The following is a 15,536-nucleotide window of genomic DNA, read 5'->3' on the forward strand; positions in this document are numbered from 1 at the left end:
GGGCGGGCGGCCCGTCCCCGTCCCCCGGTGTCACCGTTTGTCTGCGGCCCGGTGGGGGCTGGTCGCGCAGTTCCCCGCGCCCCTAAAAATGCCGCTGCGCGGCAATCCCCTGGGCGCCCCGAAGGGGCGCATCTCAGGGGCGCGGGGAACTGCGCGACCAGCCCCCACCGGTCTGCAGACAAACAAGGGGGCCGGGGGCGCAGCCCCGGACTACGCCACGTTCACGCGCTGGCCCGGCGGCGCCGCCTCCAGCCACGCCAGAAATCCCGTCAGCGCGTCCTCGCTCATCGCGAGTTCGAGGCGCACGCCCCGATGCGTACAGCCGAGGACGATCGCGTCGGACAGGAGCGCCAGCTCCTCCTCGCCCGCCGGCTTGCGGCGCGCCACGACCTCGATCGCGGACCGCTCCAGGAGCCGCCGCGGCCGAGGCGCGTACGAGAACACGCGGAACCACTCGATCCGGTCACCGCTGTACCGTGCGACTCCGTACACCCAGCCCTTGCCGCTGGGGTCGCCGCCCTCCGGCACGTCCCAGCGCAGACTGCAGTCGAAGGTCCCGCCGGAACGCTGGATCAGCCGCCGGCGCAGACCGAAGACGAAGAGTCCCACCAGTACCAGCGCGACGACCAGGCCGCCCACAAGCAGAACGAGGGTCATCTACACCGACCTCCTCGCTCCATTCGGGGCCGGGGGATCGCCCCGGTCTCTTGTGCCTGCATCGCCTCAGCCGCGGCCGGGTCCGGAAAATTCCAGACCCGTGACCGCGGCTGAGGGCAAAACTCTTCGGCGGGGTGCTAGCGCACCGACACCGTACGCAGCCGGACCTCGGCGCGACGCTCGGCGGCGCCGTCCTCGGCCGACTTGGCGCTCTCCAGCGCCCGCTCGGCACGCTGGACATCGATCTCGTCCGCGAGCTCCGCGATCTCCGCGAGCATGGAGAGCTTGTTGTCCGCGAACGAGATGAACCCGCCGTGCACAGCGGCGACGACGGTGCTGCCCTCGCTCGTACGGATGGTCACCGGGCCGGACTCCAGCACTCCGAGGAGCGGCTGGTGACCGGGCATGACGCCGATGTCGCCGGACGTGGTGCGCGCGACGACCAGGGTGGCCTCGCCGGACCAGACACTGCGGTCCGCGGCGACGAGCTCGACGTGCAGCTCAGCAGCCAAGGTGGGCTCCTCGGGTCACCACCCGGCGATTGGAGCCGGGTGTTGGGTCAAGTCTAGTAGGGCCCGGAGCAACAGAGCGCCGGGGCCCACCCGGCCATTCGGCCGGGGGTCCGGGGGTTGTCCCCCGGGAGATGCAGCGTGGGCGTACGGATGGGGGCGGGACGCGCCCGCCCCCATCCACCGAAACGCGACTCTTACGAGTCAGGCGATTCAGGAGACGCCCAGCTCCTTGGCGTTGGCCTTCAGGTCCTCGATGCCACCGCACATGAAGAACGCCTGCTCGGGGAAGTGGTCGTACTCACCGTCGCAGATCGCGTTGAACGCGGTGATCGACTCGTCGAGCGGCACGTCCGAACCGTCCACGCCGGTGAACTGCTTGGCGACGTGGGTGTTCTGCGACAGGAAGCGCTCGACGCGACGGGCACGGTGGACAACGAGCTTGTCCTCCTCGCCCAGCTCGTCGATACCGAGGATCGCGATGATGTCCTGGAGGTCCTTGTACTTCTGAAGGATTCCCTTGACACGCATGGCGGTCGAGTAGTGGTCCGCCGCGATGTACCGCGGGTCGAGGATGCGGGACGTCGAGTCCAGCGGGTCCACGGCCGGGTAGATGCCCTTCTCGGAGATCGGACGGGAGAGAACCGTCGTCGCGTCGAGGTGGGCGAACGTGGTGGCCGGGGCCGGGTCGGTCAGGTCGTCCGCGGGGACGTAGATCGCCTGCATCGAGGTGATCGAGTGACCACGGGTCGAGGTGATGCGCTCCTGGAGGAGACCCATCTCGTCGGCCAGGTTCGGCTGGTAACCCACCGCGGAGGGCATACGGCCGAGCAGGGTCGACACCTCGGAACCCGCCTGGGTGTACCGGAAGATGTTGTCGATGAAGAAGAGGACGTCCTGCTTCTGGACGTCACGGAAGTACTCCGCCATCGTCAGACCGGCCAGCGCGACCCGAAGACGGGTGCCCGGGGGCTCGTCCATCTGGCCGAAGACGAGCGCCGTCTTGTCGATGACGCCGGAGTCGCCCATCTCCTCGATGAGGTCGTTGCCCTCACGGGTACGCTCACCGACGCCCGCGAACACCGACACACCGTCGTGGTTGTTGGCGACGCGGTAGATCATTTCCTGGATCAGAACGGTCTTGCCGACACCGGCACCACCGAACAGACCGATCTTTCCACCCTTGACGTACGGGGTGAGGAGGTCGATGACCTTGACGCCGGTCTCGAACATCTCGGTCTTCGACTCGAGCTCGTCGAAGTTCGGCGCCTTGCGGTGGATCGGCCAGCGCTCGGTGACCTCGGCGTTCGCCTCGGGGTAGTTGAGCACCTCGCCCAGGGTGTTGAACACCTTGCCCTTGGTGAAGTCACCGACCGGGACGGTGATGCCCGTGCCCGTGTCGGTCACCGGGGCCTGGCGGACCAGGCCGTCGGTGGGCTGCATCGAGATGGTGCGGACCAGGCCGTCACCCAGGTGCTGGGCGACTTCCAGGGTCAGCGTCTTGAGCTTGCCGTCCTCGGCCGGGTCGGCCACCTGGACGGTGAGCGCGTTGTAGATCTCGGGCATGGCGTCGACGGGGAACTCCACGTCGACGACCGGGCCGATGACCCGGGCGACGCGGCCCGTGGCGGCGGCCGTCTCAACAGTGGTCGTCATTACTTGTCACTCCCCGCGGTCGCGTCAGCCATGGCGCTCGCGCCACCGACGATCTCGCTGATTTCCTGGGTGATTTCGGCCTGGCGGGCCGCGTTGGCAAGCCGGGAGAGGCTCTTGATGAGGTCCCCGGCGTTGTCGGTGGCCGACTTCATCGCGCGGCGGCGGGCGGCGTGCTCGGAAGCGGCCGACTGCAGCAGTGCGTTGTAGATACGGCTCTCGACGTAGCGCGGCAGCAGGGCGTCGAGGACGTCCTCCGCCGACGGCTCGAAGTCGAACAGCGGAAGGATCTCGCCCTTCGTGCCGCTCTCCTCCTCGGCCGCTTCCAGCGACAGCGGCAGCATCCGGTTGTCCACCGCGTTCTGCGTCATCATCGACACGAACTCCGTGTAGACGATGTGCAGCTCGTCGACGCCGCCCTCGGCCGTCTCCGTCTGGATGGCCTCGATCAGCGGCGCCGCGACGCGCTTGGCGTCGGCGTAGGCCGGGCTGTCGGTGAAGCCCGTCCACGAATCCGCGATCTTGCGCTCACGGAAGCCGTAGTAGGCCACACCCTTGCGGCCGACGACGTAGGCGTCGACCTCCTTGCCCTCGCCGCGCAGCCGCTCGGTGAGCCGCTCCGCCTGCTTGATGGCGTTCGAGGAGTAGCCGCCGGCCAGACCGCGGTCGCTCGTGATGAGCAGGATCGCGGCACGGGTCGGCGCCTGGGCCTCGGTGGTCAGGGCGTGCGTGGTGTTCGAGCCGGTCGCCACCGCGGTCACCGCACGGGTGAGCTCGGTCGCGTACGGCATCGACGCCGCCACCTTGCGCTGCGCCTTGACGATGCGCGAGGCGGCGATCATCTCCATCGCCTTGGTGATCTTCTTGGTCGCGGTGACGGCACGGATGCGACGCTTGTAGACCCGGAGCTGCGCTCCCATGAGTCAGGTCCCTTCCGTCGTCACTTGCTGGTGGAGACCGGCGCGTCGTCGCCCAGGAGCTTGCCGTCCGAGGTCTCGAACTGCCGCTTGAAGGCAGCGATGGCGTCAGCGATGGACGTCAGGGTGTCGTCCGACATCTTGCCGCCCTCGGCGATGGAGGTGAGGAGCTCCTTGCGCTCACGGCGCAGGTGCTCCAGCAGCTCCGACTCGAAGCGGCGGATGTCGTTGACCGGGACGTCGTCCATCTTGCCGGTGGTACCGGCCCAGACGGAGACGACCTGCTCCTCGACGGGCATCGGCTGGTACTGGCCCTGCTTCAGCAGCTCGACCATGCGCTTGCCGCGCTCAAGGGAGGCCTTCGACGCGGCGTCCAGGTCGGAACCGAAGGCGGCGAACGCCTCCAGCTCGCGGTACTGGGCGAGGTCCACGCGGAGTCGGCCGGACACCTGCTTCATGGCCTTGTGCTGGGCCGAGCCACCGACGCGGGAGACCGAGATACCGACGTTCAGCGCCGGGCGCTGGCCCGCGTTGAACAGGTCGGACTCCAGGAAGCACTGGCCGTCGGTGATGGAGATGACGTTGGTCGGGATGAACGCCGACACGTCGTTCGCCTTGGTCTCGACGATCGGCAGACCGGTCATCGAACCGGCACCCATGTCATCGGAGAGCTTGGCGCAGCGCTCCAGCAGACGCGAGTGCAGGTAGAAGACGTCACCCGGGTAGGCCTCGCGGCCCGGCGGGCGGCGCAGCAGCAGCGACACGGCGCGGTAGGCGTCGGCCTGCTTCGACAGGTCGTCGAAGATGATCAGGACGTGCTTGCCGGCGTACATCCAGTGCTGGCCGATGGCGGAACCGGTGTACGGCGCCAGGTACTTGAAGCCGGCCGGGTCGGACGCCGGGGCGGCGACGATCGTCGTGTACTCGAGCGCGCCGGCCTCTTCCAGGGCGCCGCGAACGGACGCGATGGTCGAGCCCTTCTGGCCGATGGCGACGTAGATGCAGCGGACCTGCTTGTTCACGTCGCCCGAGCGCCAGTTGTCGCGCTGGTTGATGATCGTGTCGACGGCCAGAGCGGTCTTGCCGGTCTGACGGTCACCAATGATCAGCTGACGCTGGCCGCGGCCGATCGGCACCATCGCGTCGACGGCCTTGTAGCCGGTCTGCATCGGCTCGTGCACCGACTTGCGGACCATGACGCCCGGGGCCTGCAGCTCGAGGGCGCGGCGGCCTTCGGTCGCGATCTCGCCGAGACCGTCGATCGGGTTGCCGAGCGGGTCGACGACGCGGCCGAGGTAGCCCTCGCCGACGCCTACGGAGAGGACCTCACCGGTGCGCTGCACCGGCTGGCCCTCCTCGATGCCGTTGAATTCGCCGAGGACGATCGCACCGATCTCGCGCTCCTCGAGGTTGAGGGCGAGACCGAGGGTGCCGTCCTCGAACTTCAGCAGCTCGTTCGCCATGGCGGAGGGCAGGCCCTCCACCTTCGCGATGCCGTCGCCGGCAACGCTGACCGTACCGACCTCCTCGCGCGAGGCCGCGTCCGGCTGGTACGACTGGACGAAGTTCTCCAGTGCGTCCCGGATCTCCTCCGGCCGGATCGTGAGCTCCGCCATCTGGGTTCCCTGCTCTCCTTGTTGGGCCTGAAGCTTCTTAGGGGGTCTGGGGGCGACCCCCAGGAATCTTCTGCAAGTTCTGCACGGCCCAACCGGGCCGCTGTGATGCTGTGTACTTGGTGACGCTGCCGAGGCAGGTCAGCCGGCCAGTCGCCGGCTCGCCTCGTCGAGACGCTGCGCGATCGTGCCGTCGATGACCTCGTCGCCCACCCGCACCGAGATCCCGCCGAGGACCGTCGGGTCCACGTCCAGGTTCAGGTGCATCTGGCGGCCGTACACCTTCGCCAGAGCGGCGCCGAGGCGCTGCTTCTGTACGTCGGTCAGCGGCACCGCCGAGGTGACCACGGCGACCATGCGGTCCCGGCGCTCCGCGGCGAGCTTGGAGAGGGACTCGAGTCCCGCTTCCAGGCTACGTCCACGCGGCTTGGTCACAAGACGCGTGACGAGCCGCTCGGTGACCGCGTTCGCCTTGCCGCCGAGCAGGCCGCTCAGCAGCTCGCCCTTGGCGGACTCCGTGGCGGCGCGGTTCGTCAGCGCGGAGCGCAGGTCGGTGCTGGAGGTGACGATCCGGCCGAACCGGAACAGCTCGTCCTCCACGTCGTCCAGCGCGCCGGCCTTCTGCGCCGCGGTGAGGTCGGCGGTGCTCGCCAGCTCCTCCAGCGCGTCCACCAGGTCGCGCGACTGCGACCAGCGGGAGCGGACCATGCCGCTCACCAGGTCGGCGGTCTCGCCGCCGACCTGGCCGCCGAGGAGGCGCCCGGCCAGCTCGGCCTTGGCCTCGCCGGCCTGCGACGGGTCGGTGAGGACCCGGCGCAGCGACACCTCGCGGTCGAGCAGCGCGGTGACGGCCGCCAGCTCCCCGGCGAGCTTCGCCGCGTCGACGGACGTGTTGTCCATCAGCGCGTCGAGACGCTCGCGCGCGGCAGCCAGTGCCTCGCGGCTCGCTCCGTTCATCGCGTGGCCTCGGCCTTCGAAGCGTCCTCGAGACCCTCGAGGAAGCGGTCGATGGTGCGGCTCTGCCGGGCGTGGTCCTCAAGGGACTCGCCGACGAGCTTGCCGGCCAGATCGGTGGCAAGCTTGCCCACGTCCTGGCGGAGCGCGTGCGCCGCGGCCTTGCGGTCGGCCTCGATCTGGGCGTGGCCGGCAGCGATGATCTCCTCACGCTGCCGCTGGCCTTCCGCCCTCATCTCCTGGATGAGCGCGGTGCCCTGCTCGGTCGCCTCCTGGCGCAGGCGGGCAGCCTCGTGGCGGGCCTCGGCGAGCTGGGCCTTGTACTGCTCCAGCACGCTCTGAGCCTCGGTCTGCGCGGCCTCGGCCTTCTCGATACCGCCCTCGATGGCTTCGCGGCGTTCCTCCAGCGTCTTGTTGATACGCGGGAGCAGCTTCGTGGCGAAGACGAAGAAGACGATGGCGAAGGCGATGGCGCCGACGAGCAGCTCGGGGCCCGCGGGGATGAGCGGGTTCTGCTCTTCCTCGGCCGCGAGTGCAGCCAGGTTGGCGATCACATCAGTGCCTTTCGTCGATGCGTGTCAGTAATTGGTACTTACTTACCGAACACGAACGGCATAACGATGCCGATGAGGGCGAGCGCCTCACAGAAGGCGAAGCCCAGGATCTGGTTGGCGCGGATCAGGCCCGCGGCCTCGGGCTGACGGGCCATGGCCTGGGTGCCGTTACCGAAGATGATGCCGACGCCGACGCCGGGGCCGATGGCGGCGAGGCCGTAGCCGATCGAGCCGAGCGAGCCGGTGACTTCGGAGGCAGCGAGGATCTGGGACATGCCAGTTCTTCCTTCTCTTTCATGGACCGGTGGGGGTTGGCCACCGGACGACTGGGGGTTTTGCGGGGCGGGCCAGGGCTCAGTGGTGCTCGGCCAGGGCGCCCTGGAGGTACGAGCAGGCAAGGAGCACGAAGACGTACGCCTGGACCGCCTGCACGAAAAGCTCGAAGAGGATCATGACGATGGTCATGACGAACGAGACTCCGGCGGCCGGAATCATGTAGCTGTTCATCAGGTACCAGGACGCGACCGTGAACATGACCAGCATCAGGTGGCCGGCGAACATGTTGGCGAAGAGTCGCACCGCGTGCGTGAACGGCCGGACGAACAGGTTCGACAGGAACTCGATCACCATCACCAGCGGCAGCACCGCGCCGAGGCTCTTGTCGTAGCCGGTGATGTTCTTCAGGCCGCCGACGAAGCCGTGGCGCTTGAAGGTCACGCCGACCCAGAGGACCCAGACGAGGCCTGCGAGCACCATCGGGAAGGCGATGACCGAGGAGACCGGGAACTGCGCCAGCGGAATCACGGACCAGACGTTCATGATCCAGATGAAGAAGAACAGCGAGACCATCAGCGGGACGTACTTCTCGCCCTCCCGCTTGCCCAGCGTCTCGTACACGATGTTGCGGCGCACGAAGTTGTAGCCGGCCTCGCCGACCATCTGGAGCTTGCCCGGGACCACCTTGGCCTGTCCGAAGGCCACCCAGAAGAAGCCGACGATGAGCAGGGTGGTGACGAGCGCGAGCAGCATCACCTTGTTGAACTCGTAGCCGCCGACGGTGAAGAGCGGCTTGAAGAGGAAGGAGTGCAGGCCCGGAGCCGGAAAGCCACAGCCGTTGTCGGACAGGATGCGGCAGTTCCAGTCGAAGGCGAGCTGGGTCTGGTCAGCACTCACCGCGGGCTCCTTCAGCGTGGCGCATAGGTACGGCAACCTCGTTGTGTCGGCGCGGCGCACAGCCGCGGTTCGGCACTGGACTGGTGTTACGGATGATGGGGCGGCGGTCGGGCATCAAGCCTCGCGATCGAGCAGGCGTCAGCTCAGATGCCCGCGCCCGCAGTGCCGCAGTTGGCACCGGACGATAGCAGGGTCTCGAACTCGCATTTATTCCGCCCCTACCTTTCACGACGAAGACCCGGATTTCGTGGGCTTCTGAGCCTCCGAATCCGGCTCGACGTAAAGGATCTTGGCCTTCATGTGCGCACGTGCCTGCATGCCGATCCAGACGAGGGTCAGCGCGACGAGTGTGGCGGCGAATGCCTTGGGGTTGAACAGCGTCGTGTCCTTGAAGACCGCGACGAAGATCAAGAGCAGCAGCAACTGAGCCGTGTACAGCATCAGCCCCATGGCCTGGAACAGGTGGGGCAGGTTCTTGGCCGTACGTTCCAGGACGAGCAGCCCGATACCCATGAAGCAGATGACCACGACCGTCGCGATGGCGGCGCCGATGGCCCCCTTGCCGCCCGCTACCCCGGCGCTGACAGCGACGGCGATCACGCCGGCGGCAGCGGTGGGTAGGGCGGTCCGAAGGAGGGTGCGGGCGTCGTTGGACGGCATGGCGGCAGCTCCGCTTACTGGGTGGGGGCAGGGTGTCGTCATGGACGAGCGTAGGCCCCGGCCGAGGGGATCCCTCGGGCCAATGGGCCGTCGCACTACGGTCCTTCGGCTCTGTTGCCGGGTCTCGTGAACCGTATCACAAACTATTTGATGAGGTCTTTACCATGATGGTGTGCTGCCCGTCACACATGAGAGTGAACGCGCGCGCATGTGCAGAACGGGCGGCGACTTGTCTGGTATTAGGGCCCGCTGCGGCAATTCGTCAGCGTGACGCGCCGGTCTTCCGCCGGTCGGGGAAGCGCGAACGGGGGCCGACGGCGGTCGCCCCGTTGACGCCGGAGACGCCCGCGCCGACCGGTGTGCGCTCCTCCTCGGCCCCGTCCCACTCCTCGGTGCCCTCCGCGGCCGCGGACGCCGTGGCGAGCCGCGTACGGCGCCGGTAGCGCGGCGGGACGAACGCCTCGGCCCAGCGCGGGGCGCGCGGTGTGAAGCGCGGGAGCAGCAGCAGGACCAGACCGACCGCGCTCAGCGCGACGATCACGAAGACGATCCACATCGACGCCGAGTGCACCGAGTACGCCACCGCACCGAAGGAGAGCAGCGCCGACCAGAAGTACATGATCAGCACCGCGCGGCTGTGCGAGTGGCCGATCTCCAGGAGGCGGTGGTGCAGATGCCCGCGGTCGGCCGCGAACGGCGACTGGCCCTTCCAGGTGCGGCGCACGATCGCAAGCACCAGGTCGGTCATCGGCAGCGCGATGATCGTCAGCGGCAGCAGCAGCGGGATGAAGACCGGCAGCATCGCGTGCGTGGCCGCGCGCTCGCCGCCGACGAACAGGTTCATGGAGTCCGGGTCCACCTGCCCGGTGATCGAGATCGCGCCCGCCGCGAGCACCAGGCCGATCAGCATCGACCCCGAGTCGCCCATGAAGATCCGCGCGGGGTGCATGTTGTGCGGCAGGAAGCCCAGGCACATGCCCATCAGGATGGCGGCGAAGAGGGTGGCCGGGGCCGCGGCCTCGATCCCGTAACCGAACCAGATCCGGTACGCGTACATGAAGAACGCGGCGGAGGCGATGCAGACCGTGCCGGCGGCGAGGCCGTCGAGGCCGTCGACGAAGTTCACCGCGTTGATGGTGATGACCACCAGGGCGACCGTGAGCAGGGTGGACTGCCACGAGGTCAGCGAGACCGTGCCGACGCCCGGGATGGGCAGCCACAGGATCGTCAGGCCCTGCACGACCATCACACCGGCGGCGATCATCTGGCCGCCCAGCTTGATCAGGGCGTCGATCTCGAACTTGTCGTCCAGGACGCCGATGATCCAGATCAGCGCGGCGCCGGAGAGCAGCGCGCGCGGTTCGTTGGAGCGCTCGAAGACGCCGTTGAGGCTGTCGAGGTGGTCGGCGACGAGCAGGCCCGCGCACAGTCCGCCGAACATGGCGATGCCGCCGAGCCGCGGCGTCGGTTCGCGGTGCACGTCCCGGGCGCGGATCTCCGGCATCGCGCCGGTCGCGATGGCGAACTTCCGCACCGGCCCGGTGAGCAGGTAGGTCACCGCGGCCGTGACGCAGAGCGTCAGCAGGTATTCACGCACGGGCTGCCCCAGAGGTATCGCTGGCCATCTCAGCCCCACACACTAGCTTCGCGCCCACATGCTTGAGGACATGCGGGTACACGAGATGGTTGCAGTCAACCCCATCCTGTGGGGATATCAACCCCGTCTAGTGCGGATACGGGGGAAATCTTCCCGCCAGTTCCCGCACTTCGGCACGGACGTCGGCGTGCGCTTCGGACCGGCCCCCGCCGCCCGCACCTCCGTCCCCGCGCAGCGCCGCCGAGAACAGCACCGCGATCCTGGCCATCTCCGCCTCGCCCATCCCCTGGGTGGTCAGCGCGGCCGTACCGAGCCGGATGCCGCGCGCTTCGTCGTACGGCAGGGCACAGGTGTCCAGGACCAGCCCGGCGCCCGCCAGACGGCCCCTGGCGGCCCTTCCGTCGGCTCCCAGCGGGCCGGGGTCGGCCAGGATGATGTGGGTGTCGGTGCCGCCGGTCACCACGCCGAACCCCTCGGCGGCCAGCCCGGCCGCGAGCACGCGCGCGTTGGCGACCACCTGATGGGCGTACCCCGTGAACCCCGGGGTCGCCGCCTCCCCGAACGCGACCGCCTTGGCGGCGATGGTGTGCATCTGGGCGCCGCCCTGGGTGAAGGGGAAGACCGCCCGGTCGATCCGGGCCGCCAGCTCCCCGCCGCACAGCAGCAGCCCGCCGCGGGGCCCGCGCAGCACCTTGTGGGTGGTCGCGCAGACCACGTCGGCGTACGGGACGGGGCTGGGCGCCGCTCCCCCGGCCACCAGGCCCATGGGGTGCGCCGCGTCCGCGATGAGGTAGGCGCCCACCGAGTCCGCGATCTCGCGGAACGCCTCGTAGTCGGGGTGGCGCGGGTAGCAGATCGAGCCGCAGACGATCGCCTTGGGGCGGCGGCGCTCGGCCAGCGCCGCGACCTCTTCGTAGTCGATGAGTCCGGTCTCCGGGTCGACGCCGTAGCCGACGAAGTCGAACCACCGGCCGGAGAAGTTGGCGGGCGAGCCGTGGGTGAGGTGTCCCCCGTACGGGAGCCCCATGGCGAGCACCGTGTCCCCCGGGCGCAGCAGCGCCGCGTAGGCCGCCAGGACGGCCGAGGAGCCGGAGTGCGGCTGTACGTTGGCGTGCTCGGCCCCGAAGAGCGCTCTGGCCCGGTCCACGGCGATCCGCTCGGCCACGTCCACGATCTCGCAGCCGCCGTGGTGGCGGGCGCCGGGGTAGCCCTCGGCGTACTTGTTGCTGAGCGGGGAGCCGAGCGCCGCGAGCACGGCGGGCGAGGTGAAGTTCTCGGCGGCGATGAGCTGGAGCGAGGTGGCCTGCCGCCGCGTCTCGCCGAGCAGCACGTCGGCGATCTCGGGATCCTGCCGCCGCAGGGCGTCGTACGCCCCCTCGGGGGCGGTGGCGCGGGCAGCGGACACGGCTGCGGTGGTGACCGTCATCGGGGTCTCCGGGCCTGACAGGGGGGTGGTGTGAGGCGTCAGATCCAATGTAGGCCGAGGCGTGCACCGACGCCCGACAGAATCCCGTCAGTGCGGCGCGGGCACACCCGTAAGAGCGGTCACGACCGGCTCAAGCGCCGTATTGATCTCGTCCCCGATCGACCGGAAGAACGTGATCGGTGCCCCGTACGGGTCGTTCACCTCGTCCGCCTCCGCGCTCGGGGCCAGCAGCCAGCCGCGCAGGGCCGCGGCCGCGCGGACCAGGGCGCGGGCGCGCTCGACCATGCCGTCCTGGAGGGGGTCGGGCAGGGTCGCCGGGTCTATGGCGCGGACCAGGCGGGTGAACTCCTTCAGGGTGAAGGTGCGCAGGCCCGCCGAGTGGCCCATGGAGATGACCTGGGCGCGGTGGTCGCGGGTGGCCGTGAGGACCAGGTCCGCGGTGATGACGTGCTCGTCCAGGAGCTCGCGCCCCGTGAAGCCGGAGGCGTCCGCGCCGAAGTCCGCGAGGACGGCCGCCGCGTTGGCCTCCATCGGGGCGCCCTCGTGGCCCCAGGTGCCCGCGCTCTCCACGATCAGGCCGCCCGTGAAGGGGTCGCCGAGGCGATCGGTCAGGGCATGCCGGGTCAGCCGCTCGGTGATGGGCGAGCGGCACACGTTGCCGGTGCTGACGTGGAGGATGCGGAAGGTGGTGCCGGTGAGCCCGGTGCCTATGCCACGCCCCGTCTCAGGGGCTGTCAATTCGCCACCTCGAGGTCGGGTACCACCTTGCGCAGCTCGTCGGCGTCGAGCGCGCCCGTACGCAGCAGCACCGGCACCTTGCCCGTGACGTCGACGATCGACGACGGGACGATGCCCGGGGTGGGGCCGCCGTCCAGGTACACCGAGACGGCGTCGCCCAGCATCTCCTGCGCGGCGTCGCAGTCCTCGGGCGCGGGGTGCCCGGTGAGGTTGGCGGAGGAGACGGCCATCGGGCCGACCTCGGTGAGCAGCTCGATGGCGACCGGGTGCAGCGGCATCCGGATCGCGACGGTGCCCCGGGTGTCGCCCAGGTCCCACTGGAGGGAGGGCTGGTGCTTGGCGACCAGCGTCAGGGCGCCCGGCCAGAACGCGTCGACGAGCTCCCACGCCTGCTCGGTGAAGTCCGTGACCAGGCCGTGCAGCGTGTTCGGGGACCCGATCAGGACGGGGGTGGGCATGTTGCGGCCGCGGCCCTTGGCGTCCAGCAGGGACGCGACGGCCTCGGAGCTGAACGCGTCGGCGCCGATGCCGTAGACGGTGTCCGTCGGGAGGACGACGAGCTCGCCGCGGCGCACTGCGGAGGCGGCCTCGCGCAGACCGGTCGTGCGGTCGGTCGCGTCGTTGCAGTCGTATCGCCGAGCCATTTACGGGGCCTCCTCGTACACGTACGCGGTCTTGAAGCGGTTGGGGGTGACGACGGTCACGGCAGGGCCTTGCGGGCCGTGGCGAAGCGCGGACGGTTGTTCAGGTCGGGGTGGTCGGCGGCGTCCGCCCAGCCGGCCTCCTCGTTGAAGATCCACGGCACCTGGCCGCCCTGCGTGTCGGCGTGCTCGATCACGACGAGGCCGCCGGGCCGCAGCAGCCGGTGGGCGGTGCGCTCGATGCCCCGGATCGTGTCGAGGCCGTCCTCGCCGGAGAAGAGGGCGAGCTCGGGGTCGTGGTCCCGGGCCTCGGGGGCGACGTACTCCCACTCGGTGAGCGGGATGTACGGCGGGTTGGAGATGACCAGGTCGACCTGGCCGTCCAGCTCGGGCAGCGCGGTCAGGGCGTCGCCCTGGTGCAGCACGACGCGCGAGCCCTCGACGTTCTTGCGGGTCCACTCCAGCGCGTCCTCGGACAGCTCCACGGCGTGCACCCGCGAGCGGGGCACCTCCTGGGCCATGGCGAGGGCGATCGCGCCGGAGCCGGTGCACAGGTCGACGATGAGCGGCTCGACCACGTCCATGGCGCGCACGGCGTCTATGGCCCAGCCGACGACCGACTCGGTCTCGGGGCGCGGCACGAAGACGCCGGGGCCGACCTGGAGCTCCAGATAGCGGAAGAACGCGCGCCCGGTGATGTGCTGGAGCGGCTCGCGCGCCTCACGACGGGCGATCGCCTCCCAGTACCGGGCGTCGAAGTCGGCGTCCTTGACCAGGTGCAGCTCTCCCCGCTTGACGCCGTGGATGTGCGCGGCGAGCTCCTCCGCGTCGAAGCGCGGCGAGGGCACGCCGGCGTCGGCCAGCCGCTGGGTGGCCTGGGCCACCTCCGCGAGCAGCACACTGCGGGGGCCTGGGGTTCGCCCCCCAGAATGTTGCGGCACGCTGGTCCTCCGGGCTGCAATGGGCCTCCCCCGCCCGGTCGTGCGGCGGGGGAAGTACCGGGTGTCTTACGGGTGTCAGCTCGCCGCGGCGAGCTTGGCGGCGGAGTCGGCGTCGACGCACGCCTGGATCATGGCGTCCAGGTCGCCGTCGAGCACCTGGTCCAAGTTGTACGCCTTGAAGCCGACGCGGTGGTCCGAGATGCGGTTCTCCGGGAAGTTGTACGTGCGGATCTTCTCGGAGCGGTCCACGGTACGCACCTGGCTGCGCCGGGCGTCGGCGGCCTCGGCCTCGGCCTTCTCCTGGGCGGCGGCGAGCAGCCGGGAGCGCAGGATGCGCATGGCCTGCTCCTTGTTCTGGAGCTGGCTCTTCTCGTTCTGGCAGGAGGCGACCACACCGGTCGGGAGGTGCGTGATGCGCACGGCCGAGTCGGTGGTGTTGACGGACTGGCCGCCGGGGCCCGACGAGCGGTACACGTCGATGCGCAGGTCGTTCATGTTGATCTCGACGTCGACCTCCTCGGCCTCGGGCGTGACGAGCACGCCGGCGGCGGAGGTGTGGATGCGGCCCGCCGACTCGGTCGCGGGCACGCGCTGCACGCGGTGCACCCCGCCCTCGTACTTCAGCCGCGCCCAGACGCCCTGGCCGGGCTCGGTGGCGCCGTTGCCGCCCTTGGTCTTCACCGCGACCTGGACGTCCTTGTAGCCGCCCTGGTCGGACTCGGTGGCGTCGATGATCTCGGTCTTCCAGCCGACGCGCTCGGCGTACCGCAGATACATCCGCAGCAGGTCGCCGGCGAACAGGGCCGACTCGTCGCCGCCCGCGCCCGCCTTGATCTCCAGGAGGACGTCCTTGTCGTCGCTGGGGTCGCGCGGGACCAGGAGCAGCCGCAGCTTCTCCGTCAGCACCTCGCGCTGCTTCTCCAGCTCCTTGACCTCGGCCGCGAAGTCGGGGTCGTCCGCCGCGAACTCCTTGGCCGTCTCGATGTCCTCGCCCGTCTGCTTCCAGGAGCGGTACGTCCCGACGATCGGCGTCAGCTCGGCGTAGCGCTTGTTGAGCTTGCGCGCGTTCGCCTGGTCGGCGTGGACCGAAGGGTCGGCGAGCTTCTTCTCCAGATCGGCGTGTTCGCCGATCAGTTCCTCGACCGCCTCGAACATCGGGGGCTCCTGGGTAATCGTTGAGTGGCTGCGGCAGACGGCAAAGCGCCGGTCCCAGCCGCCCCGCACGGGGGCGGCCGAAGACCGGCGCAGTGGCTCGCTACTTCTTGGCGGCAGCAGCCTTGCCGAAGCGGGCCTCGAAGCGGGCCACGCGGCCACCGGTGTCGAGGATCTTCTGCTTGCCCGTGTAGAACGGGTGGCACTCGGAGCAGACCTCGGCACGGATGGTGCCCTCGGCCAGGGTGCTACGGGTGGTGAACGACGCGCCACAGGTGCAGCTGACCTGCGTCTCGACGTACTCGGGGTGGATGTCGCGCTTCAAGGTGTCTCCTAGTTCAGGGAGGGCTC

The 15,536-nt window shown here is 69.6% G+C and carries 17 protein-coding genes; all 17 read right to left on the reverse strand.

Annotation, left to right across the window (positions count from 1 at the left end):
- Nucleotides 1-210: 210 nt before the first annotated feature.
- The 17 genes from QIY60_RS06230 to rpmE all read right to left on the reverse strand — a co-directional run bounded on the left by QIY60_RS06230 (nt 211) and on the right by rpmE (nt 15,510).
- Nucleotides 211-657, reverse strand: coding sequence for a DUF2550 domain-containing protein (locus QIY60_RS06230; RefSeq protein ID WP_067163959.1), 447 nt, complete (start codon nt 655-657; stop codon nt 211-213).
- A gap of 137 nt (nt 658-794) precedes the next feature.
- Nucleotides 795-1,169: a F0F1 ATP synthase subunit epsilon gene (locus QIY60_RS06235; protein ID WP_101390157.1), complete on the reverse strand. Its 375-nt coding sequence runs from the start codon at nt 1,167-1,169 to the stop codon at nt 795-797.
- 210 nt (nt 1,170-1,379) lie between these two features.
- A complete protein-coding gene (gene atpD / locus QIY60_RS06240) occupies nt 1,380-2,822 on the reverse strand; it encodes a F0F1 ATP synthase subunit beta (RefSeq protein ID WP_283141535.1) in 1,443 nt (480 codons plus the stop codon).
- Nucleotides 2,822-3,739, reverse strand: a complete 918-nt coding sequence (locus QIY60_RS06245; RefSeq protein WP_283141536.1) for a F0F1 ATP synthase subunit gamma — start codon at nt 3,737-3,739, stop codon at nt 2,822-2,824. Before QIY60_RS06245 ends, atpD begins: the two co-directional genes overlap by 1 nt.
- A gap of 20 nt (nt 3,740-3,759) precedes the next feature.
- Nucleotides 3,760-5,352, reverse strand: a complete 1,593-nt coding sequence (gene atpA, locus QIY60_RS06250; protein ID WP_283141537.1) for a F0F1 ATP synthase subunit alpha — start codon at nt 5,350-5,352, stop codon at nt 3,760-3,762.
- Nucleotides 5,353-5,490: 138 nt separating this feature from the next.
- Nucleotides 5,491-6,306, reverse strand: a complete 816-nt coding sequence (locus QIY60_RS06255; protein WP_283141538.1) for a F0F1 ATP synthase subunit delta — start codon at nt 6,304-6,306, stop codon at nt 5,491-5,493.
- Complete coding sequence (locus QIY60_RS06260; RefSeq protein ID WP_190090870.1) at nt 6,303-6,857, reverse strand: F0F1 ATP synthase subunit B; 555 nt, start codon at nt 6,855-6,857, stop codon at nt 6,303-6,305. The genes QIY60_RS06255 and QIY60_RS06260 overlap by 4 nt, the downstream gene beginning before the upstream one ends.
- Before the next feature lie 38 nt (nt 6,858-6,895).
- Nucleotides 6,896-7,132 carry an ATP synthase F0 subunit C gene (atpE, locus tag QIY60_RS06265; RefSeq protein WP_067163944.1) on the reverse strand — a complete coding sequence of 79 codons (237 nt, stop codon included), beginning with the start codon at nt 7,130-7,132 and terminating at the stop codon, nt 6,896-6,898.
- 79 nt (nt 7,133-7,211) lie between these two features.
- A complete protein-coding gene (gene atpB / locus QIY60_RS06270; protein WP_283145835.1) occupies nt 7,212-7,982 on the reverse strand; it encodes a F0F1 ATP synthase subunit A in 771 nt (256 codons plus the stop codon).
- A gap of 273 nt (nt 7,983-8,255) precedes the next feature.
- Complete coding sequence (locus tag QIY60_RS06275) at nt 8,256-8,690, reverse strand: hypothetical protein (protein ID WP_283141539.1); 435 nt, start codon at nt 8,688-8,690, stop codon at nt 8,256-8,258.
- Nucleotides 8,691-8,952: 262 nt separating this feature from the next.
- Nucleotides 8,953-10,299 carry an MraY family glycosyltransferase gene (locus QIY60_RS06280; protein ID WP_283145836.1) on the reverse strand — a complete coding sequence of 449 codons (1,347 nt, stop codon included), beginning with the start codon at nt 10,297-10,299 and terminating at the stop codon, nt 8,953-8,955.
- A gap of 115 nt (nt 10,300-10,414) precedes the next feature.
- The gene (gene glyA / locus QIY60_RS06285) at nt 10,415-11,713 is read right to left on the reverse strand and encodes a serine hydroxymethyltransferase (RefSeq protein ID WP_283141540.1); all 1,299 of its coding nucleotides are present in this window, start codon (nt 11,711-11,713) and stop codon (nt 10,415-10,417) included.
- A gap of 87 nt (nt 11,714-11,800) precedes the next feature.
- A complete protein-coding gene (locus QIY60_RS06290) occupies nt 11,801-12,451 on the reverse strand; it encodes a protein-tyrosine-phosphatase (protein ID WP_283141541.1) in 651 nt (216 codons plus the stop codon).
- The gene (locus QIY60_RS06295; protein WP_283141542.1) at nt 12,448-13,095 is read right to left on the reverse strand and encodes an L-threonylcarbamoyladenylate synthase; all 648 of its coding nucleotides are present in this window, start codon (nt 13,093-13,095) and stop codon (nt 12,448-12,450) included. The genes QIY60_RS06290 and QIY60_RS06295 overlap by 4 nt, the downstream gene beginning before the upstream one ends.
- A gap of 56 nt (nt 13,096-13,151) precedes the next feature.
- A complete protein-coding gene (gene prmC / locus QIY60_RS06300; RefSeq protein ID WP_190090866.1) occupies nt 13,152-14,033 on the reverse strand; it encodes a peptide chain release factor N(5)-glutamine methyltransferase in 882 nt (293 codons plus the stop codon).
- Between the two features lie 75 nt (nt 14,034-14,108).
- Nucleotides 14,109-15,188, reverse strand: coding sequence for a peptide chain release factor 1 (gene prfA, locus QIY60_RS06305; protein ID WP_283141543.1), 1,080 nt, complete (start codon nt 15,186-15,188; stop codon nt 14,109-14,111).
- A gap of 100 nt (nt 15,189-15,288) precedes the next feature.
- Nucleotides 15,289-15,510, reverse strand: a complete 222-nt coding sequence (gene rpmE / locus QIY60_RS06310; RefSeq protein ID WP_101390144.1) for a 50S ribosomal protein L31 — start codon at nt 15,508-15,510, stop codon at nt 15,289-15,291.
- Between the last annotated feature and the right edge of the window lie 26 nt (nt 15,511-15,536).

Origin of the sequence: Streptomyces sp. BPTC-684 (assembly GCF_030028635.1) — a bacterium.
In the GTDB taxonomy this organism is placed as follows: domain Bacteria; phylum Actinomycetota; class Actinomycetes; order Streptomycetales; family Streptomycetaceae; genus Streptomyces; species Streptomyces noboritoensis.